The sequence below is a fragment of the Mesorhizobium sp. M1169 genome, from assembly GCF_040318345.1.
Classification (GTDB): domain Bacteria; phylum Pseudomonadota; class Alphaproteobacteria; order Rhizobiales; family Rhizobiaceae; genus Mesorhizobium.
The window spans coordinates 42,460-62,178 of the sequence record NZ_JAMYME010000036.1 but is presented as its reverse complement, the minus strand read 5'-3'; the positions used below and the strand labels follow the sequence as shown (position 1 = coordinate 62,178).

At 61.5% G+C, this 19,719-nt stretch carries 19 protein-coding genes and 1 pseudogene; 9 read left to right on the top strand and 11 right to left on the bottom strand.

Annotated features, from left to right (window positions below; all coding sequences use genetic code 11):
• Both NKH41_RS26655 and NKH41_RS26650 read right to left on the bottom strand, forming a co-directional pair.
• Positions 1 to 156: endonuclease/exonuclease/phosphatase family protein (locus NKH41_RS26655; RefSeq protein ID WP_352934706.1), on the bottom strand; the 156-nt coding region annotated here is incomplete at its 3' end.
• Positions 157 to 490: 334 nt separating this feature from the next.
• The gene (locus NKH41_RS26650) at positions 491 to 742 is read right to left on the bottom strand and encodes a hypothetical protein (protein ID WP_352934693.1); all 252 of its coding nucleotides are present in this window, start codon (positions 740 to 742) and stop codon (positions 491 to 493) included.
• A gap of 202 nt (positions 743 to 944) precedes the next feature.
• Between NKH41_RS26650 and NKH41_RS26645 the strand changes: the two genes are divergently transcribed.
• The 4 genes and pseudogenes from NKH41_RS26645 to NKH41_RS26630 all read left to right on the top strand — a co-directional run bounded on the left by NKH41_RS26645 (position 945) and on the right by NKH41_RS26630 (position 3,535).
• Entirely contained in the window at positions 945 to 2,087 is a 1,143-nt protein-coding gene (locus NKH41_RS26645; RefSeq protein ID WP_352934690.1) for a Fic family protein, read from the top strand.
• Positions 2,088 to 2,314: 227 nt separating this feature from the next.
• Positions 2,315 to 2,563: a type II toxin-antitoxin system VapB family antitoxin gene (locus NKH41_RS26640; RefSeq protein ID WP_352934703.1), complete on the top strand. Its 249-nt coding sequence runs from the start codon at positions 2,315 to 2,317 to the stop codon at positions 2,561 to 2,563.
• Positions 2,560 to 2,763, top strand: a pseudogene (locus tag NKH41_RS26635) (PIN domain-containing protein); the annotation flags it as partial. The gene NKH41_RS26640 and the pseudogene NKH41_RS26635, both read left to right, overlap by 4 nt.
• 19 nt (positions 2,764 to 2,782) lie before the next feature.
• A complete protein-coding gene (locus NKH41_RS26630) occupies positions 2,783 to 3,535 on the top strand; it encodes an AI-2E family transporter (RefSeq protein WP_352934687.1) in 753 nt (250 codons plus the stop codon).
• A gap of 86 nt (positions 3,536 to 3,621) precedes the next feature.
• On the opposite strand, the gene NKH41_RS26625 is transcribed toward NKH41_RS26630, so the two are convergent.
• On the bottom strand, positions 3,622 to 4,611 hold the full coding sequence (locus tag NKH41_RS26625; protein WP_352934700.1) for a Tim44 domain-containing protein: 990 nt from the start codon (positions 4,609 to 4,611) through the stop codon (positions 3,622 to 3,624).
• A gap of 352 nt (positions 4,612 to 4,963) precedes the next feature.
• On the opposite strand from NKH41_RS26625, the gene NKH41_RS26620 reads away from it, so the two are divergent.
• The 5 genes from NKH41_RS26620 (at position 4,964) to NKH41_RS26600 (ending at position 9,835) form a co-directional block, all read left to right on the top strand.
• A complete protein-coding gene (locus NKH41_RS26620) occupies positions 4,964 to 5,683 on the top strand; it encodes a FadR/GntR family transcriptional regulator (protein WP_352503247.1) in 720 nt (239 codons plus the stop codon).
• Positions 5,684 to 5,697: 14 nt separating this feature from the next.
• Positions 5,698 to 6,903 (top strand): mandelate racemase/muconate lactonizing enzyme family protein, encoded by a 1,206-nt coding sequence (locus tag NKH41_RS26615; protein ID WP_352503248.1) that lies wholly within the window; start codon positions 5,698 to 5,700, stop codon positions 6,901 to 6,903.
• 39 nt (positions 6,904 to 6,942) lie between these two features.
• Positions 6,943 to 7,926 (top strand): sugar ABC transporter substrate-binding protein, encoded by a 984-nt coding sequence (locus NKH41_RS26610; RefSeq protein ID WP_502895713.1) that lies wholly within the window; start codon positions 6,943 to 6,945, stop codon positions 7,924 to 7,926.
• 194 nt (positions 7,927 to 8,120) lie between these two features.
• A complete protein-coding gene (locus NKH41_RS26605) occupies positions 8,121 to 9,101 on the top strand; it encodes an ABC transporter permease (RefSeq protein ID WP_352503300.1) in 981 nt (326 codons plus the stop codon).
• A 2-nt stretch (positions 9,102 to 9,103) separates the two neighbouring features.
• Positions 9,104 to 9,835: an ATP-binding cassette domain-containing protein gene (locus NKH41_RS26600; protein ID WP_023678772.1), complete on the top strand. Its 732-nt coding sequence runs from the start codon at positions 9,104 to 9,106 to the stop codon at positions 9,833 to 9,835.
• Positions 9,836 to 9,887: 52 nt separating this feature from the next.
• Here the strand turns inward: NKH41_RS26600 and NKH41_RS26595 are convergent, their stop codons facing one another.
• From NKH41_RS26595 to NKH41_RS26560, 8 genes are all read right to left on the bottom strand, one after another.
• Complete coding sequence (locus NKH41_RS26595) at positions 9,888 to 10,712, bottom strand: sugar-binding transcriptional regulator (RefSeq protein ID WP_352934684.1); 825 nt, start codon at positions 10,710 to 10,712, stop codon at positions 9,888 to 9,890.
• Positions 10,713 to 10,983: 271 nt separating this feature from the next.
• On the bottom strand, positions 10,984 to 12,039 hold the full coding sequence (locus tag NKH41_RS26590; RefSeq protein ID WP_352934681.1) for a hypothetical protein: 1,056 nt from the start codon (positions 12,037 to 12,039) through the stop codon (positions 10,984 to 10,986).
• Positions 12,040 to 13,122, bottom strand: a complete 1,083-nt coding sequence (locus NKH41_RS26585; RefSeq protein WP_352934678.1) for an ABC transporter ATP-binding protein — start codon at positions 13,120 to 13,122, stop codon at positions 12,040 to 12,042.
• Positions 13,123 to 13,199: 77 nt separating this feature from the next.
• The gene (locus NKH41_RS26580; RefSeq protein WP_352771239.1) at positions 13,200 to 14,525 is read right to left on the bottom strand and encodes an iron-containing alcohol dehydrogenase; all 1,326 of its coding nucleotides are present in this window, start codon (positions 14,523 to 14,525) and stop codon (positions 13,200 to 13,202) included.
• Positions 14,518 to 16,047 carry a xylulokinase gene (locus tag NKH41_RS26575; protein ID WP_352873688.1) on the bottom strand — a complete coding sequence of 510 codons (1,530 nt, stop codon included), beginning with the start codon at positions 16,045 to 16,047 and terminating at the stop codon, positions 14,518 to 14,520. Before NKH41_RS26575 ends, NKH41_RS26580 begins: the two co-directional genes overlap by 8 nt.
• 65 nt (positions 16,048 to 16,112) lie before the next feature.
• Positions 16,113 to 17,642: an ABC transporter substrate-binding protein gene (locus NKH41_RS26570; protein ID WP_352934676.1), complete on the bottom strand. Its 1,530-nt coding sequence runs from the start codon at positions 17,640 to 17,642 to the stop codon at positions 16,113 to 16,115.
• Between the two features lie 47 nt (positions 17,643 to 17,689).
• Positions 17,690 to 18,589 (bottom strand): carbohydrate ABC transporter permease, encoded by a 900-nt coding sequence (locus tag NKH41_RS26565; protein WP_352771234.1) that lies wholly within the window; start codon positions 18,587 to 18,589, stop codon positions 17,690 to 17,692.
• Positions 18,589 to 19,500 (bottom strand): carbohydrate ABC transporter permease, encoded by a 912-nt coding sequence (locus NKH41_RS26560; RefSeq protein ID WP_352474341.1) that lies wholly within the window; start codon positions 19,498 to 19,500, stop codon positions 18,589 to 18,591. Before NKH41_RS26560 ends, NKH41_RS26565 begins: the two co-directional genes overlap by 1 nt.
• Positions 19,501 to 19,719 lie beyond the last annotated feature (219 nt).

The window sequence follows — 19,719 nt, the reverse complement described above, 5'->3', positions numbered from 1 at the left end:
ACCGGCGTTCCTGACGGCTTCCGCGGGAAATTTCTCATCCGAAGTCTTCAATTCCTGAAGGCACACGATGTCATAGTCGGTCTGACCCAGCCACTTGATGAGCAAGGGCAGACGACCGTTCACCCCGTTGACGTTAAAGGTTGCGATACGGGTCATCCGAAGTTCTCAACAACCCTTGGCGATTTGCGCATGGAAGGCTCAGATGTTGATGCTTGCATCATGCCGGCAAAGGGGGGCCTTGTCAGTCGTCTTTCTAGAATGGCGGTCGAGCAGTTTCATCAAGCGTGCCAGGTGGAGCGATGAGCGCAGGAGCTGGTCGTCGGGAGCGTGGTAGCCGAAGTCGCGAGCGGTAGATGCGGCGCTCACAATCCGGCGTTAAGGCGGCCGCAACGCACGGACTCTTCGGACGGGTGGAGCTTGGGCAGGTCTACTGCGGACTGAGGGCGACCGCCTTGGGTCCAGTGGGTTTAAGTAATACTGCGAAGGAATCCTATATGGCCGAGCCACAGCTCTCAATTCGTAGCGGCAAGGCGGGCGATCTTGCGAAGGGTTGAACCGAAGCACGGCTGACCTTGTGGACCACATCGGCGATGGTCTTGTCCGACCGGACCCGCTGCTTGTGCTGGACGGCATCCTTGCCCAGCCCAGGAGTTCGGCCGACTTCGTTGCTCGTCGTGCGAAAGGCGTCGGCAATCGTGCGCGGAGCGAAGAAGCCATTGTCAGAGTACTGGACCAGTGCCATCTCACTGCCTAACCGCAAATGCCTCATAATCTTGAGGAGATATAGCGTCAAAATGGGAGGTCTTTGAGAGAAGAAGCTGACAATGAGGAATAATAAGCCGTGACATGCGGTGTTTAGCTGGTCTATTCACCGCAGAAATTGCGGCAAATGATCTTGCATATACGACGATTGGGCCATATTCGACGCAAAGAGTGCGGAGAATATGTCGACCCATATCTACGAGCTTGAAAACTGGCCGCAGTTCGAGTGGCGCAGCCAGGACCTTGCCGATCAACTGGCGACGGTGCGCCATCGGCAGGGCCGGCTGCTGGGACGGATGGAGGCGCTAGGCTTCGAATTGCGTGCCGAGGCGGTGCTTCAGATCCTAACGGAGGACGTTCTCAAATCCAGCGAAATAGAGGGTGAAATTCTCGACAAGGAACAGGTGCGGTCGTCCATCGCCCGCCGACTGGGCATGGATATTGGCGCACTGGCGCCGGTCGACCGCGATGTCGAGGGCGTGGTCGAGATGATGCTCGACGCAACTCAGAAATATCAGGCGCTACTTTCGGATGAGCGGTTGTTCGCCTGGCATGCGGCCCTGTTTCCGACGGGTCGCAGCGGAATGACGAAGATTATCGTCGGTGCGTGGCGGCATGAAGCCTCTGGTCCGATGCAGGTCATCTCAAGTCCCATCGGTCGGGAGAAAGTCCACTATGAAGCTCCAGCAGCGGCCCGGCTTGAGCTTGAAATGGCCTCGTTCATGGACTGGTTCAACGGTTACGCGCCGCTTGATCCCGTTCTGAAGGCGGGGGTCGCCCATCTATGGTTCGTCACCATCCATCCCTTCGACGATGGCAACGGCCGTATCGCCCGCGCGATCGCCGACATGATGTTGGCGCGATCGGAGGGCAGCGCTCAGCGGTTCTATAGCATGTCCGCGCAAATCCGGGCGGAGCGGAAGGACTACTACGCGATCCTCGAACGGACGCAGAAGGGCAGTCTCGACATCACCCCTTGGCTGCAATGGTTTCTAAGCTGCCTCGACCGCGCCTTCAGCGGGGCCGAGGAGATTTTGGCCAATGTGCTGCGAAAGGCCCGTTTTTGGGAGGAGATGGTCCAACGACCTCTAAGCGAACGCCAGCGCAAAGTCGTCAATCGGCTCCTGGACGGCTTCGAAGGCAAGCTCACCTCCTCGAAATGGGCAGTGCTGACCAAGACCTCACCTGACACGGCCTTGCGCGATATCAATGATCTCCTGGCGCAAGGGATACTCGTGAGAGATGAAGCCGGCGGGCGAAGCACGAGCTATTCGCTGGCAGGTTTGGATGATGGGCCGGACCGCGCGCCTCGGCGACATCGTTGAAGCAGAAGCGCGAGCCGACAGCGCGCGCCCAAAGCATGATTGACCCGCTCGATTGGTTCGGAGAATGCGTCTATTCCGTTTGTCGCTCGGCACTGGCCAAGTCCATCGGGCTCGGACGCAAGCTGTCAAGCGCAGCTGCAACACGCCCTGCAAGATCGATTTGACATCAAGCCATCAGAAGCCATCTTGCTAGCAGGCGAAATACAATGGGTGCCAAGGAGTCCGATCTGGCCGAGCCACAACTCTCAGTCCGCAGCGCCAAGGCGCGCGATCTTGCACACCGGCTTGCCCGCCGTGAAAACCGCTCGATTGCGGAGGTGGTCGAGCGCGCCCTCGAATCTTACGAGGTCCGCGAGGCCGATCGTGAGCCTGCTTCTGCCTTTTATCCGCGGCTTTCAGCGCAATCAGGCACAGACATCGACCTTGAGGCGGTGATCCGTGAGAGTCGCCGGCCGAATCGAGGCGTCGAGCTTTGATCTTTGTCGATACCAACGTCGTTGCCGAAACGTTGAAAGAACCCCAGACGAGGCATTGCCTGGCTGATCCGATACGATGCCCAACTCGCGCTTCCAACGTGACGATTGCCGAGATCGCCTTCGGCATCCAGAAGATAAGACCGGATCAACGTGCCGAACGGCTGGAGCAAGGGTTAGCGGACTGGCGCCGGCGTTTCGCACTGGGACGCAGTCGGCTTCATGTCTGGCTATCCCACGCTTTCGGCCATTGCCCAATGGATCGAGAACCAATTCGATCCGGCCGGCTCAGTCGCCGCATTCGTGCAATGGCTGACGGGACAAAGCACATCGCTATTGCGTGGCTCCATCTATCAAGTCGCGATGTTCGGCCTGACATTTTATCTTCTGTTCTATTTTCTGCGCGACCGCCAACATGGCCTGCAAGCCGTCGCGGGCCTTTCGCCCCTGCGCGCTCCGGAGACAGCCTACATCTTGTCTCGCTTTGCAGAGACCGTCCATGCAACACTGCTCGGCACCGTGTTCGTCGCCGCCGTCCAGGGAATATTGGGTGGCCTGATGTTCTGGTGGCTCGGCCTGCCGACGCCAGTCTTTTGGGGCCTTGTCATGGGACTTCTTGCCATCGTGCCCGTGCTCGGGGCGTTTGTGATCTGGGTGCCCGCAGCGGTCTATCTCGCACTGGAGGGAGCTTGGGCCAGCGCAGCGATATTGACCGTCTGGGGCGGCGTCATCGTCGGCGGCATCGACAATCTGCTCTATCCGATGCTTGTCGGGAATCGGTTGCGCCTCCACACGGTGGTGGCCTTTATCGGCGCGGTCGGCGGCATCGTCTTGTTCGGAGCATCCGGCCTTGTCCTCGGACCTGCGGTGATCGCCATCACAATCAGCCTCATCGACGTGCTAAAGACTCGATTGACCGACCGGCCGACGCCGGCGCGCGCTGGTGAGCTACCGCATCAGTCCGTGACGGATTGATCAAGCGCGAAAAGGGCGCTGGTCTTCGAGTGGTAGCGCGAAACCTGAACAACCTCTGGGCAGAGATCTCAACGAAGGCAAGCACATCAGCCAGGCTGCTGTATTGCGGCAAGCTTCCAGTCACCGCCGTTCTGCCGCGTAAAGGTCCACAGTTCGGCCGTCTCCGTCGGCTGATCGGCCCCGCCCTCAACGATCTTGCCGCTGATGCGGTCGCGGGTCACGTCGCGAGACTCATAGCGCAAAGCAGCCGTCGCGTAGTCGCGATCACCCTCCCGCCAACTTTCCGCAACATCGGCCTCCAGCAGGCTGACGTCCGACACGTCGTTCCTGACGCCCTTTTTGGCATTGTCGGCAAGTTCTTCGGACAGATAGGACACCATCTCGGGTGTCACCAACCGGCGCAATGCAGCATGATCTTCGCGCCCGAATGCCTCCTGAACTTCCGTCAGCCGTTGCTGGAACGTGTCGAGGTCGGTTTGGGTGAGTGTGATCTCATCGGAAGCGTTGGCTTGGCTCGTTCCGCCAAATCCTGACCCGATGCCGGTAATGGAGGAAGTCGGGCCGTTGCTCGGCTCGTGCCGCGCTGCTGCGTTTCGCGCAAAGGTCCCGGTGCCCCGCGAGGCACCAGCCGTAACGGACGCTGGGCTTTGCGCCGCCTGCAAGCGGAAAAAGCGGATCGCCAGCATGATCGCGCCGCCGAACAGCAGTACTTGGAGCAAAAGACCCAACATGCCGGCCAAGCCGCCGAACCCATGACCCAGAAGAACGCCGATCAAACCGCCGAGAAGCAGCCCACGTATCATCGATCCGCCGAGGCCGTTGAAGAAGCCCGGGCGCTGGAATGCCTGCGGCTGACGGGCCGCATTGTTCGTGGCCGCATTGGGCGTCATCGAGCGCTCGACCGGTGCGGCCGGTTGCGGCGCAACTCTGGTCGGCGGGACCGGCTGGAAAGTGCGCATGCCGCGACTGCCGAAGCTGCCGCCACGGCGCGCATCGGCGTGATCCACAGCGACCATGGAAAATGCCAGGAACAACCCCGCAAACAAAACTGCAAACCGTCCCCAACGCGAAATCAGCATAGGCAAGTCCTCAAGTGACACTCTTTCCGCTCATATGGGGTGCGTCGATCGAAATAGCAGTGAATCGTCCGTCGAGATATTTTCGGGCGGCATGGTCGGCCGCCCGCCAGTGTTCACGACGAGAATGTCTGCCCTACCCAAGCGCGATGATCGCTGTTGGACCACGCAGGCTCCCGCACCCGGTCGCGTCAACAGCATCGCTCATGCAAGCCTCTGGTCATCGATGTCCCCGGCGATGATGCCGAGGTCTCCCGGCGAAGACTCGATTGACTTACAGCTTTCCTATGTACTATCAACATATCTGGAAAACCTGCCATACAGGTTTGCCCACTCCTGAACGGGAGATTGCGTGAGCACGGCCGTATCCGCAAAACATTCCGACGCAGCGAGCCTGGTCAGCAATACGATCGGCGAGATCACGCGCCATATCCGCGCGCATGAGCTCGGGCCCGGCGACCGGCTGCCCAGCGAGGCCGCGCTTTCGAGACAATTGAGCGTCTCGCGTACCGTGGTTCGCGAGGCCTTCAGCTCGCTCGCCGCCATGCGGCTTATCGACCTGAGGGCGGGCAGACGGGCTACCGTCGCCGAGCTGGATTATGGCGCGATGTCACTGGTGATCGAGCATGGCGTCCACACCGAGCAGATCACGGTGCAGCAAATCTATGACGTGCGCCGCACGATTGAGACCCGCACCGCCATGCTGGCGGCCTTGCGCAGAACAGCCGACGAAGTGGAAAGGATCAGGACGCACGCGCTCGCCATGCTCGAGAATTTCCAGCGGCCGGAACAGGTCATGGAGCACGATCTCGCCTTTCACCTCGAAATCGCCAAGGCTGCGAAGAATCCGGTTTTCAGCCTCATCGTCGGCGCGTTCGAGCGCGTATCGCGCCAGACCTGGCCGATCGGCTGGCGGACCCGCCCTTCGGATGCCGAGCAGTTGGCGATGATCCAGATCCATATCGACCTCGCCGAAGCAATCGAGACCGGTGATCCCCAGTCGGCGCGTGACCTGATGGCGAGGCATTTTGACGAGAGCGTCAAGGCCCTGCTGGCGGCCGGCATCGCCTGAGGAGCAGGGGCGCAATGAAGATCACGAAACTGGAAACGCTGCGGCTCAAGGAGCGGCCGAACCTTCTCTGGGTCCTGGTTCACACGGACGAAGGCCTCGTCGGACTCGGCGAGACCTTTTTCATGGCTGAAACCGTCGAGACCTATCTGCACGAATATGTCGCGCCGTGCGTGATCGGGCGCGACCCCTTGCAGATCGACCTGCTTGCCGCCGACCTCGTCGGCTATCTCGGTTTCCGATCGACGGGCGCGGAAGTCAGGGGCAATTCCGCTTTCGACATAGCGCTTTGGGATCTGTTCGGAAAGGCGACGGGTCAGCCGATCGCACAACTCCTCGGCGGGTTCACCAGGCACGAGATCAGGACCTACAACACCTGTGCCGGAACCGAATACATCAAGAAGGCCACCGGGCAGACGACGGCCAACTACGGGCTCGATAAGCCTGGCGACGCCTATGATGATCTGAACGGCTTCCTTCACCGCGCCGACGAACTGGCGCATTCGTTGTTGGAGGAAGGTATCACGGCCATGAAGATCTGGCCCTTCGACATGGCCGCCGAGAAAACGCGCGGCCAGTATATATCGCAGCCCGACTTGAATTCCGCGCTGGCGCCGTTCGAGAAAATCCGCAATGCGGTCGGCGACAAGATGGACATCATGGTTGAATTCCATTCAATGTGGCAGCTGCTGCCGGCCATGCAGATCGCTCGCGAGCTTGCCCCCCACAAGACCTTCTGGCACGAAGATCCAATCAGGATGGACAGCCTGTCCAGCCTGAAACGCTATGCCGAGGCTTCGCTGGCGCCGATATCGGCTTCGGAAACGCTCGGTTCCCGGTGGGCCTTCCGCGACCTTCTCGAAACCGGAGCGGCCGGTGTCATTATGCTTGATATCAGCTGGTGCGGCGGGCTCTCGGAGGCGCGCAAGATCGCTGCCATGGCTGAAGCATGGCACCTGCCGGTCGCGCCACACGACTGCACCGGTCCAGTGGTGCTCGGCGCATCGACCCACCTGTCGCTGAATGCGCCGAACGCGCTTGTCCAGGAGAGTGTCAGGGCCTTTTACAAGACCTGGTACCGCGATCTTGTGACCGCTTTGCCGCAGGTGAAGAACGGCATGATCACCGTGCCCCCCGGACCGGGCCTCGGCATGGAACTGAACCCGGAGATCGATCGCGCCTTCACGGCGCTTCGACGGGTGAGCGACGCATCTACTCTCTGAAAATGAACCTGAAGCAGCTTTCTACGGAGGAGGAGAATCATGAAGAAGCTACTTATCTCGGCAGCCTTGGCAGCAGTACTGGCTGGTGGCTCGGCAATCGGCTCACGCGCACAGGAGCCGATGAACATCGTCTTCACGCATCATTCGTCGGCGTCGAACCCGTTCTGGCAGGCGGTGAAGAAGGGCTTTGACGACGCCTGCGCCAAGATCCAGGCCAATTGCCAGATGGTCTTCACGCAGACCGAAGGCTCGATCGAGCAACAATCGGCCAACATGCAGGCGGCGCTCGCGGCAAAACCGGACGCGCTGATCACCTCGATCGTCGACAACAATGCCTTCGACCAGATCATCGCCGATGCCCGCGCTGCCGGCGTCACGGTCATCGCGTCCAACGTCGACGACACCGAGGGTGCAGCCGGCAATGCCCGCCAGGCTTTCATCGGCCAAGGCTTCATTCCCGCCGGCTACGAACTCGGCAAGAAGATGTCCGAGTTCTTCCCCAAGGAAGGCAAGATCAGGGCGCTCGTCGGCGTCTCCGCGCCCGGTCAGAACTGGTCGGAACAGCGCGCTGCCGGCGTCATGAAGTTCCTTGAGGAATACAAGGCCGCGAATGCCGGACGCGAAGTGGTCATTGAACGGCTCGACACCGGCACAGATGGCGCCGTCGTCGCCGATCGTGTTGGCGCCTATCTGTCTGCCCACCCGGACACCACGGTGTATTTCGACACCGGCCTTTGGCATGCCTACGTCGCCCAGGTCCTGATCGATCGCGGCATCGAGCCGGGCAAGGTGCTGATGGGCGGCTTCGACATCGTCTCGGAAGTCCTGCAACAGATGGAAGCGGGTTACATCCAGGTCCAGGTCGACCAGCAGCCCTACATGCAGGGCTTCATGCCGGTGATGGAAGCCTATCTCGCCAAGAACGTCGGTCTGCTGCCGGCAGACATCGACACCGGCAAGGGCATCATCGTCAAGGAAGACGTGCCAAAGCTCAAGGAACTGGCCGCACAAGGCGTGCGGTAGGCGCGAAGCCGGCGTCCTCTCCTCGTTCTTACGCGGAGAGGGCAAGGGGAGGGCCAGGCAGCACGGCCTTGGGCGTCGGCTCCGTCCCATCCTCCAACGGCATCTCCCTTGTCAGGGGCGGTAGCAGACGGACTGCGGCCATCCCCTTGCCGATGCGACAAGCCAGCGCAAACAATCCCAAGCCGGAGCGAATGATGAAGCGCTTGATGAAGATTTATCTGGAGAAGCCGGAGCTTGCGGCGGTCGTGTTCCTGCTCCTCCTCCTCCTCGTCTTTCAGATTCGCTCGAACGGCGTATTTCTGAACACACAGAACGTGCGCGGAATGCTTGGGCTGCTGCCTGAAATGGGGCTGGTCGCGATCGGCGTGACCCTGCTGATGATATGCGGCGAGTTTGATCTTTCGGTAGGCTCGGTATTTGCGCTGACCCCGATGACCATGGCGGTAATGCTGGCGGCAGGCGTGCCGTTCGCGCCGGCCTTTGCCGCCGGACTCGCGATCGCCGCCCTGATTGGCTTCTTCAACGGGTTCATTACGATTCGTTTCGCGATACCAAGCTTCATCACCACGCTTGGCATGCTGTTCATCGCGCGTTCGCTGACGGTGGTAATCTCCGGTGGCTTCCCTCCTGTCATCCCGGCCAACGCTCTGCCCAAATGGCTGTTTACGATCTATGTGGGGCCGGGCGACCTCTTTCGCATGTCGTTCTTCTGGTTTCTCGCCGTGGCAATCCTGGTGACGGTGCTTCTGTCGCGCACGAATTTCGGCAACTGGGTGCGCGCCACCGGCGGCTTTCTGCCCGCCGCGCAATCGATGGGCATCCCGACGGCCCGGGTGAAGGTCGCCTGCTTCATGATCTGTTCGGTGCTCGCCGGCTTTGCCGGCACCATTCAGGTGATGCGGCTCGGCGCGCCGCTGCCTTCGATCGGCGAGGGGCTGGAGTTGCAAGCCGTGTCGGCTGCCGTCATCGGTGGCGCCTCGCTGACTGGCGGCATTGGCACCATCTTCGGCGGCATCATCGGGGCTGCCCTGATCCGCGTCATCGACAACGGACTGGTGCTGAGCCAGGTTGACGCCAACTGGTTCAAGATGGCAATCGGCTTCCTGACCATCTTCGCGGTCGTCGTGAACGCCTGGCTTCGAAAGCGGGGCAGGGCAATGAAGGTGGAGACCTGATCATGGCGGCACCCATCATCGCGATCAAGGGACTCCAGAAATGGTATTCCGGCGTCCACGCCTTGAAGAACGTCACTCTCGACATCTACCCAGACGAGGCGCTGGGCCTCGTCGGCGACAACGGCGCCGGCAAATCGACGCTGATCAACATCCTGTCAGGCACCCAAAAGCCCGATGGCGGCGAGATCAGGATCGACGGTGAACCGGTCCGATTCTCGAACCCGCGCGACGCCATGGATCGCGGCATCGAGACGATCTACCAGTACAATTCGATGGTCCCGACCATGACCATCGCCCGCAACGTTTTCATCGGACGCGAGCCGGTGAAGGGCTCGGTTTTCGGCATCGGCATCCTGGACCAGAAGCGCATGCGTGACGAAAGCGTCAAGGCGATCGCCGACGTCGATCTGCATCTGAGATCGCCCGACGCGCTGGTCGGCGAACTGTCGGGCGGCCAGCGCCAAGGCGTGGCGATCGCCCGGGCCATGCACTTCAAGTCGAAAGTCATGATCCTCGACGAGCCGACCAATCATCTCTCGGTGAAGGAGACGCGAAAGGTGATCGGCTTCGTTCGTGCCCTCAAGGCCCAGAACATCACCAGCGTCTTCATCAGCCACAACATGCATCATGTTTTCGAATGCTGTGACCGGGTCGTGGCGATGGCGCGCGGCGAGATCGTTCTCGACAAGCGGATCGGCGAGACTTCGATCGAGGAAATCCACGAGGTTCTGTGACGCGAAGAAGCGATCACCCGCGAGCCGCTCTGCTGGTAGAGGTCAGTCTGCGCTACGGCTTTTCCGCAAGGATCGCCTCAGCGGTTTTCTCGTCGGTGATCAGCACATCGACGACGCCGAGACGCAACACGGCACGCAGCACCGGAACCTTGTCGAGGCCGCCGGAGGGCAGGATCACAGTGTCGACGTCGCGCAGATGTTCGGGGGCGAGGCCGATGACACGGCTGTTTAGCGGGTGATCGACGAGTTGTCCGTCGGCGCCGATCCAGTGGCCGCAAATATCGCCGACGGCTCCGGCTTTTTGGAGCGATCTGAGATCATCGTCTCCTACCAGTCCGATCCGAAAGATGGTGGCGTCCTTGTGCACCGCGCCCACCGAAACGAAAGCGGCGTCAACGTCGCGGGCATGGGTGAAGGCGTCTTCCAGAATGGACTGGCGCATAAGCAGATCGCGCGTGGCCTCCGTGTCCGTGAACACCGGTGCTGCGATGTAGTAGCATTCCGCGTCGAAAAGCGCCGCGAGCCGCGAGGCGATTTCATAGATGTTGATCGCCGATCCACGCGTGAGCCCGCCGAGCAGGGAAACGACCGACATCCCTTTGACGGGGCGTACGGTCACTGAGCGCAGACTAAGCTGGAGCGTGCGTCCCCATCCCACGCCCACCGATATCCCGTCACGGATTCTATGCGACAGGGCTTCACCGGCAGCGGCTGCGATCACCTGTGGCACCAGGGCGGGATCGGGCGGTGTCGGAACCACGATTGGGTCGGAAACGCCATAGGCGTCCCGCAGCCGGTGCTCCAACTCGATGCAGTTCGCCACCTTGGAATTGATGCGAATCTGAACGATCCCGCGCTGACGGGCATGCGCCAGCATCCGGTTGACGCGAAGGCGTGTCAGGCCAAGAGACTTGGCGATTTGTGCTTGCGTCAGGTCACCGACATAAGCAAGCCAGGCGGCGCGTACGAGCAGCCCTTCCTCGCGATCGGCCGTGACGGAACTCGTTACGGCTTGGCGGCCATCGCGTTTCTTTCGCGCTGGTTTCTCCATCAGATCATCCTGTCCACTCCGCGGCAGCGGGTCCAGAGCGGCTCGGCGGAGCCATGTGCTCATCGATATGAGGCATCAATCGAGTTTCCCGGCTCCGCTAGCCTCGATGATAGCGGTCGAAGGACAAAACCAGCGGAGCATCATGGCAAATTGCGTCGATGATGGCGCTCGTCAGCGGCAGGCGATCGTGGGGAAGTACACCCCGGGCCATCATATTCTTCAAAGTCGGACCAAGGTCCAGCGCCAGTTGCGCGCCCTCGACCGTGTCTGAACTCATGTGTTCGCGCTTCGCCACGGAATAGGGCAGGCCGCGGCCGAGCAGGCGCCCCATGCGACCGTTACGGCCCGCCTGGCAGGTCACATAAAGATCGCCGGAGCCGGCCAGCCCCAGCACTGTTTCGACCTTTCCACCCAGGGCTTCGACCAGAATCGCCATCTCGGCGAGGGACTGCGAGAATAGCGACGAGGCAAGATTGTGCATCAGTGCGCCATTGGGCGCCTTGCCGTCGCGCTCGAGCAGCCCGACGGGAGCTCCAACGGCGAGTGTGTAGAAATTCTTGAAAGCGGCGCAGATCTCGACGCCGACGAGATCGGATGACGATCGCGCATGATAGAAAGGCGCGCGCAGAATGCGGGACGCCGCGGCCACCTGGTCGGGATCATGCCCGGCCACGATCACAGAGGTGTCGCGCTGCGCCGCCAGTTCGCCGGCAATGCAGGGTCCGCCGACGGCCATCACCGGGACCGACAAGCCGGTGCGTTGCTCGATCTCGCGGGCAAGCAGATGTGGCAGGATTTCCACGCCTTCGTCGCTTGCTGCAAGCCCTTTCGTAATCATCAGTATCGGCACGGGCGACTTGATGCTTTCTGCAATGCGGTCGATCGCCCAAGGAATGCCGGCCGACGAGACGCCGAGTACAAGCAGATCGGGTCCATCGTTCATCGCCGCCCCGAATTCGGTCCAGGAACAGGCGGTTACCACATCAGGCAGAGCGATGTTGAGGCGTGGGTGATGACTTGTGCTGGCCACCGAGCCGACGATCTCCCCATCGAGATGGGTCCCGACAAGAGTGATGCGGTTACCAGCGTGAGCGGCCGGAAGCGTCATGGCAGAGCCCATGACGCCGGCGCCGAGGATGATGATCCGCGCCATTCAGCTTCTTCCCTTGTCCAGCCGCTCGCCGCTGCCCTGGTCGAACAGATGGATTCGCTCAGGCGCCGGCTCCAGATGGATCACAGCTCCAGGAGAGAGCTCCATGCGGTCATGCAGCACCGAGCAGATTGCGGTGTTGCCCATGCTGGCAAAGATGTGGATTTCGGGGCCGGTCGGCTCGACAACCGTAATCCTCGCCGGAATTCCGCGCCCGTCGGCCACTGGTCGAAGATGTTCGGGGCGAATACCGTAGATCACCTTTTGGCCGGGCCGGACCGTAGCCCCTGGCGGCAGCGGGAGGGATAGCTCGTCGGTCCGCACCACCCAGGCGTCGCGCTCGGAAGCCACCTCGCCATGGAACATGTTCATTGCGGGCGAGCCGATGAAGGAGGCGACGAAGAGGTTTGCCGGGCGATCGTAGACATCGAGCGGGCGCCCGATCTGCTCGATATGGCCGTCGCGCATAATGACGATGACATCGGCCATGGTCATGGCCTCGATCTGGTCATGCGTGACATAGACGGTGGTGGTCTTCAGCCGCTGGTGGAGCTCCTTGATTTCGGTGCGCATCTGCACCCGCAGCTTGGCATCGAGATTGGACAGCGGTTCGTCGAACAGGAACACAGTTGGGTCCCGCACGATGGCGCGACCCATGGCGACGCGCTGCCGCTGGCCGCCCGAAAGCTGGCGGGGATACCGTTTCAGATAGGGTGTCAGGTTGAGGATCGATGCCGCCCACCCGACCTTCTGTTTGATTTCTTCGTTGGGGCGCTTCTTCAACTGCATGGAAAAGGCCATGTTGTCGAAGACGGTCATGTGCGCGTAAAGCGCGTAATTCTGGAAGACCATCGCGATATTGCGGTCTTTGGGATGGAGCATGTTGACGACCCTGTCGCCTATGGCGATCTCACCGGACGTGATGGGCTCGAGACCGGCTATCATGCGCAACAGAGTGGACTTGCCGCAGCCGGACGGCCCCAGCAGAACGACGAACTGGCCATCCTCGATCGAGAGATCGAGTCCATCGATAATCGAGAGGGCGCCATAGTCCTTCTTTATGTTGCTGATGGTGACAGACGCCATAAATTGCTACCCTTCGATTGCCCTTGCCGGTTGGATCTCATTTTCGCCATGCGAGCGATTGGCGATCGGATGCGCTCTCACCATTCGCTCTCCAGAAACTCTTCCAAGAGTCCCGCATCGGCGGCCAGGTTGACAAAGGACCATCGGCCGCGGATTTCCCGCGAATAGCGAATGGCGTCGTGCCAAAGCGCGCGCGGCAGGTCTAGTTCCGCGCCGGTGACCGGCCCTCCCGCAGCCTTGAGTGCTGCCTCCATGCGGGCGACCGGCATTGCCATGGGCCGAACCTCCTGGCGCAGCGCCGGCCAGATTTCCGCAAGCCTGCGGTTGAAGATTTCCGACTGGCTGGCGTCGAGTGCCGTCTTCTTCATCTCGGCAATGCAAAGTGGTCCAAGTTGCGCGCCATAACGGGCCAGCATCGCCGCCTCGTCGATGGCGGTCGGCTTCACCTGCGGCGGCTTTTCCATGTCCAGCAGCCGCGCTTGCAGCCGCGCCATGACCAACGAGGCAACCCCCACCTGCTGGCCGTGCGTGGTGCCGGGATGATGGTCTTGCGCGAACATGTCGACCCAATGGGAAATCTGGTGCTCTCCCATGGACCCGGGATGGGAAACGCCGGCAAAGCACACGCCCATCGAGCACAGCGTCAGGACGCGCTGGAGATGCCCGACAGCGGTGACGTCATGCCTGGCAAGGCCAGGCGCATGGGCCAGCATCGGCTCCTCATCGCCCGCCTGCAGCTGGTAGGGCACCTCGGAATAGTAAGTGTCGAACAGCCGATGCGAAGCCCACCAGTCGATCTGGGCCGTGGAGCGGCAGAGGCTGTCGCCAAGCCCGGCGGCGCTGAGCCAGGCGGGCGCTGCGGCCGACACGCCAAGGTCCAGGAAGATGCCCCGGGGCGCGTGTGAAGGCAGCGAGATCTTGAGCCCGGAGGCCAAGGTCACCGACGCTGTCGAGGCGCCGTAGCCATTCATCGAGGCGGCCGTGCCGAAGACGGCATAGGGTCGCTCGTCGAGGAAGGTTGCATGCTTGCAGCTGTCATTGAGGACGCCCGACCCGACGGCCACGACCCCTTCGGCGTGACGTGTCTTCTCCCTGACCATCTGGATCGTCGCCTCATCACAGTCGAGGCCGTCAGGCAGCACGATTTCGTCGATGTCGGCGATGGCACGCAGCGCCTTCGCGACGCGCCTGCCCATCACATCGACGGTGTTGATATCGGAGACCACGGCGATGCGGCTGCCTAGCTTCAGCGGCGCAACGAGATCCGCCTCGCGGCCTTCCGTCGTCTCCAGCAATTCGATCGTCTGGAACGGCAGGACCGCGGCCGCGCCTGTCTTGGGATCTGTCCAGCGTCCAGCGACAACGTCCTCGATCAACGCGTTCCAGTTGGTCGTTTCAGCCATGATCGGCCTCCATGAAGGCCGCGAGGCGCTGGTTCCAGGCTGAAAGCGTTGGCCAAAGATCGGCATGGATCGCAAGAAGTTCGGCGTAGAGCGCGGCCCGTTTCGTGTCCGGTTCGAAGGTTTTGGCCGGCTCGCTGGCCATTGCCAGCGACGCTTCGGCGATGGTGGAAAACCAGCCCACCCCCTTTGCCGCCGCCATCGCCGCGCCAAGCGAGGAGGCTTCGACGGTCGTCGAACGTTTTACGGGACGGCCGAGTGCATCCGCCAGAATCTGCATCCACAGGTCGGACTTCGCTCCTCCGCCGATGGCTATGAACTGGTCGATAGTCTGGGCGGCAGCCGCAGCCGCTCGCTGACTTGTCGCGGCCTGATGCAGTGCTATGCCTTCCAGCACGGCGCGATAGATGTCGCCGCGGCGGCTCGAGCCCGAAAGCCCGGCAATCACACCACGGGCCGCACTGTCCCAGTGTGGGTCCATGACGCCCTGCCAGTAGGGCAGGAGCATTATGCCGCCTGCGCCGATCGGGCTGGCAGCGGCTTCGGCCTCGAGCGCCTCCAGGGCATCGCTTGCGCCATGCAGATCGACGCCAAGCATCTCGCGCGCCATCCAGTCGACAAGAAAAGTGCCGGCGCGAAGGCACGTCTCGTAGATATAGCCATTGTCGGCGACCGCCGTTTCGGTGCGGAAGGCCTGGTCGTGGACGTAGTCCGTGCCGAAGCTGCCGGAGACGACCGCCGTGCCGAGGTTGATGTAAGCGCATCGCGGCTGCAACACACCAGCGCCCGTGCCGGCGCATTGACCGTCGCCGCCGCCGGCGACGATCGGCGTGCCCTCGCGCAGGCCCGTCGAAATGGCCGCTTGCGAAGTCAGTTGGCCCAGAACGGTGCCGGGCCGCGCCACTTCTGGCATCATGCGCCGGGCGACGCCCGCTGCCTCCAGTATATCGTTCGACCAGTCCATAGCCCGCATATCGAGTATGCCCATCGGGTCGGCGGATGCGGTGGACGTCACCCACCGGCCGCTCAAGCGAAAGACCAGATAGCCGTGGACTTCGGCCATCCGCTCCACGCGGGCAAAAATCTCGGGCTCTTGCTCGCGGAACCAGATCATGCGGTAAAGGCAAGGAATGACGTCCAGCGGCTTGCCGGATATTGCGTGGACGCGTGCCGCGCCGAAACTCTCGCCGAAGCGGCGTGCTTTGCCACGGGCGCGCTCATCGAGCCAGAGCGTTGCCGGCCCGACCGCCTGGCCTTGCTCGTCGAAAAGGCCGAAGCTTTCGCGTTGGTTGGCAATCGCAAGGGCGGCAATGCGTGCCGGCGAAACCGTTGACGTCACGGCGCGCAGCGCTGCGACCGTCGAGGTCCACCACTCGGCCGGATCCTGCTCGAAATACCCCGAACGCGGTTTGGACATTGCAAGCGGTGCACGACCTTCGGCCACGGCCAGACCATTGCGGTCCCAGGCGATCGCCTTGGTTGCCGAGGTCGAGGAATCAATACCGATGACGAGATCAGGAACCATTGCCGCCACGTTGCCAAACGGCGAGGGCGGCCGAAGCCGCCTTCGCCCAAATCACCGACCAGCCGCTAAAGACCGGCGTCCTTGACTTTGCCGTCGACAATGCCGGCAATGGCATCGAGGCACGCCTTGGCATCGCCGCCATAGTCTTGGCCCGTAAGCAACTTGCCGAGCTCAACCGGAATGTCGTTGTTCGACAGATCCGCCCAGATCGGCATGTCCGGCTCCGATCCCATCTGATTGTCGATCGTGTATTTGATCGCGTCGAAATGGCGTGTCGTTCCGGGGCCGACAACAGCCTTCGCCTTGACCCGAGGATCTGTAAAAGAGGAATTGCGCATCGGCGAGGCGCCGCCGCCGAGCGTCGATACCCGCGCCATGACATCCTTCGAGCAGACCCACTGCATGAACAGCCATGCCGCTTCCTTGTTCTTGGAATATTGCGACAGCGAGATCGTCGAGCCGCCCTGGTGGCCGACGGCCGGGATTTCATTGAAGCCGCAATCGGCAGCGGCGCGACGACCAGGAACTTCCTTGGGCGCGGGCAGGGCCTCGAACAGGCCTTTGACCTTGGAATCGTTGGCATCGAAGCCGGGGAAATCCTCGCCCCAGGTGATTGCCATGGCGGCTTGTCCCTGTGTCAGGGCCTGTCCTTGGCCGTCCCAGGTCCAAGTCGTCGCCGACGGCGGCGAGTTCTTGACCAGCTCCTGATAGAATTTGAGCCCGGCCACGCCGCGTTCGTCATTGCCGACAAACTTCTTGTCCTTGTTGAAGACAGAACCGCCATGGCCCCACAATGCGAAGGTCCAGTCGCATTCCAGCGAATAGTGGCCGGACTTCGCCTGGCACGCGGTGCCGAAGATGCCGTTGCTTTTTTCTGCCTCTGTGAGCGCCTGCACGGCCTTGAGGTAGGCGTCGAGGTCTGTCGGCAGGGCAATGTTGTGTTTGTCGAAAAGATCCTTGCGGTACATCAGGATGAAGATCGGAATATCGAATGGAATTCCGCACTGTTTGCCGTTGTACATGGCAATGCCGTCGACCAGCGGCTTGGAGAAATCGTCCCAGTCGAAGTTGGGCATCGCCAGTTCTTTGTTCTGGTCGTAATACTCGCGCGGATCGACGACATCCCGGGCAAATGTCGCCATCCAGGACTGGTCGAGATAGTAGACGTCGTAGGTGCCAAGCTGGCCCTGTACGTCTTGCGTCGCCTTGGCGAGAACCTGCTCCAGCGGCACGATCTCGACTTCCACCTCAATGCCGGTTGCCTTGGTGAATTCACCCGCGACAAGCTGGTTGGCAACAATCGTTGGCGGCGTCGCTTCCGAAGTGTAGCGGATTTTGGTGCCGGCATATGGTTTGCCGACGTCGGCCAGCCACTTCAGCATATCGGCGTCCTGGGCACGGGCTTCTTCAACCCCGAGGCCCAGCATCCCCCGATTGGTGCGGCCACCACCCAGCATGGCCGATCCGAAGGCGGAAAAGCCGACACCAGCGAGCGCCATCTTCCTCATGAAGTCGCGTTTGGTTATCCGGCGCGCCGTAAAGTCATTGCAGGTATCGGCGACGAATGTCTTCTTGTCGTGTTCACTGAAGCTCATGATCGTTCCTCCATTGCGTTTTTGTCGTCGTTCTTCTCGTCTGTGCCTCACTCCTTCAGCGATCCGAGGGTGAGGCCGCGGACCAGATGCCGTTGAACCAGCAGGATAAAGATGAAGCTGGGTATGATCGCGGACGTGCCGAGCGCTGTGATGTAGCCCCACTCGGTCGCCGTCGAGGTGACAAAGGTCGAGATCTTCACCGGCACAGTGCGGATCGACGTTGTCAGGAAGAGTGAGAGCAGGAACTCGGTCCACGAAAAGATGAAACACAGCACAGCCGTCGCAGCGATGCCGCCCTTGACCATGGGAAGGACCACGCGTCGGAACGTCTGCCAGCGCGTCGCGCCGTCAATAAGCGCCGCCTCATCAACCTCGCGCGGAACATCGTCGAAGAACGACTTCAAAAGCAGAACCGCCAGCGGCAGGTTGATCAAACTGTGAACGAGGACGAGGCCCGTATAGGTATCGCGCAAGCCGAGATCGCGGAACATGAAAACGATCGGAATGACGATCGCGATTGGCGGCATGAAGCGCTGCGAGAGAATCCAGAACAGGAAGGACTGCTGGCCGCTGAACTGCATTCGCGACAGGCAATAGGCGGCCAGGGTGGCCAGCAGCAGCGTCAGCGCCGTCGATCCGACGGCTATGATGGCGCTGTCGAGCAACGACTGGCGGGAATCGTAGGAACTCGCGCCCCCCTTGATGACCCCGGCCGCCTCGCCGCCCTGTTCCATGCCGATGTCGACGCGTGAGACGCCAAGCAACGTCACGCGGTAATTGTCCGGCGTCGGCGTGAAACCGGTGTAGACCGGTCCGCTGCGGTCGAAGATTGCCGAATAGGGTTTGACAGACGACAGCGCCCACCACGCGATCGGGAACATGAAGATCGCCACCACCAGGACGGCGAGCACGTCACGGGCGATCGTTTGGGCGCGCGACGACTCCATCAGAACCTCACCTTGAACAGCCTGACGAAGAGGTTCGACACGACGATCAAGACGACGAGCACGATCAGCGACAGGGTTGCGGCATAGGGGAAGTCTCCGGTGAAGTAGATACGGCCAGCGTAGAACGAAAGCGTCTCGGTGGCCGTGCCTGGCCCGCCGGCGGTGATGATGTAGACGTAGTCGTAGATGCGAAAGAGATCGACGCCGCGGATCAGCACCGCGACCGCTATCACCTTGCGCAGCATCGGCAATGTGAGCCGCAAGAACGTCTGGATGCCGTTGGCACCGTCGATCGCGGCTGCCTCGAAAGGTTCCTTCGGCAGCGCCCTGAGCCCTGCCAGGATGATGAGCACCATGAACGGCGTCCATTGCCATATGTCCGCCAGCAGGATCGCCGCCAATGCGGTTCCGGGCTGCGTCAGGATCGGCTGTGCCGGCGAGATCAGGTCGAGGGCATACAGGTAGAACGACAGGACGCCGAAAGAACCGTCCTGCATCAGCAGGAACATCATTCCGGTCACCGCAGGCGGCACCACCAGCGGCAGTGTCATCAGCGCCCGCAGCACCCCGTAACCCTTGCGATCGGTGTCAAGCAGAAGCGCGATGAGGATGCCGAGCGCAAGCTGAACCGCAAGCGCGACGAAGGTGTAGATCAGCGTGGTTTCCAGCGAATGCCACATACGCGCATCCGAGAAGGCGCGCGTCCATTGGTGGAGCCCGGCGAAGTCGAGCTGCCGGGAGACGACATTGCGTTTGTGTAACGACAGCCAGACTGAATAGGCGAGGGGATAGATGCCGAAAACGAGAAGCATCACCGTGATCGGCGCGAGCCAGGGGAAAGGATGCTCGGCCGTCATGAACCGGGGAAGGGCCCATCTGGGCGCTTCGCGGGTCACGGTCACCGTGCTCACGCGCAAATCTCCGCTCGGTCACACAGACGCATCGGCCTTCTCCCTATCGGCCAGATTGTGCCAACTTGAACTTTTGTAAGTTTGTTGTGCCTTTTGTTAAGAACGTGTCGGACGGCCGCCGAATTGTCAAGTCGGTTCCGTCAGCGCTCCAGGGATTTGCTCGTGGTCCCAGAGGATGCCGTGATCGCCGGGTATGGAGTTGTTTTTGGAGAAAACGCC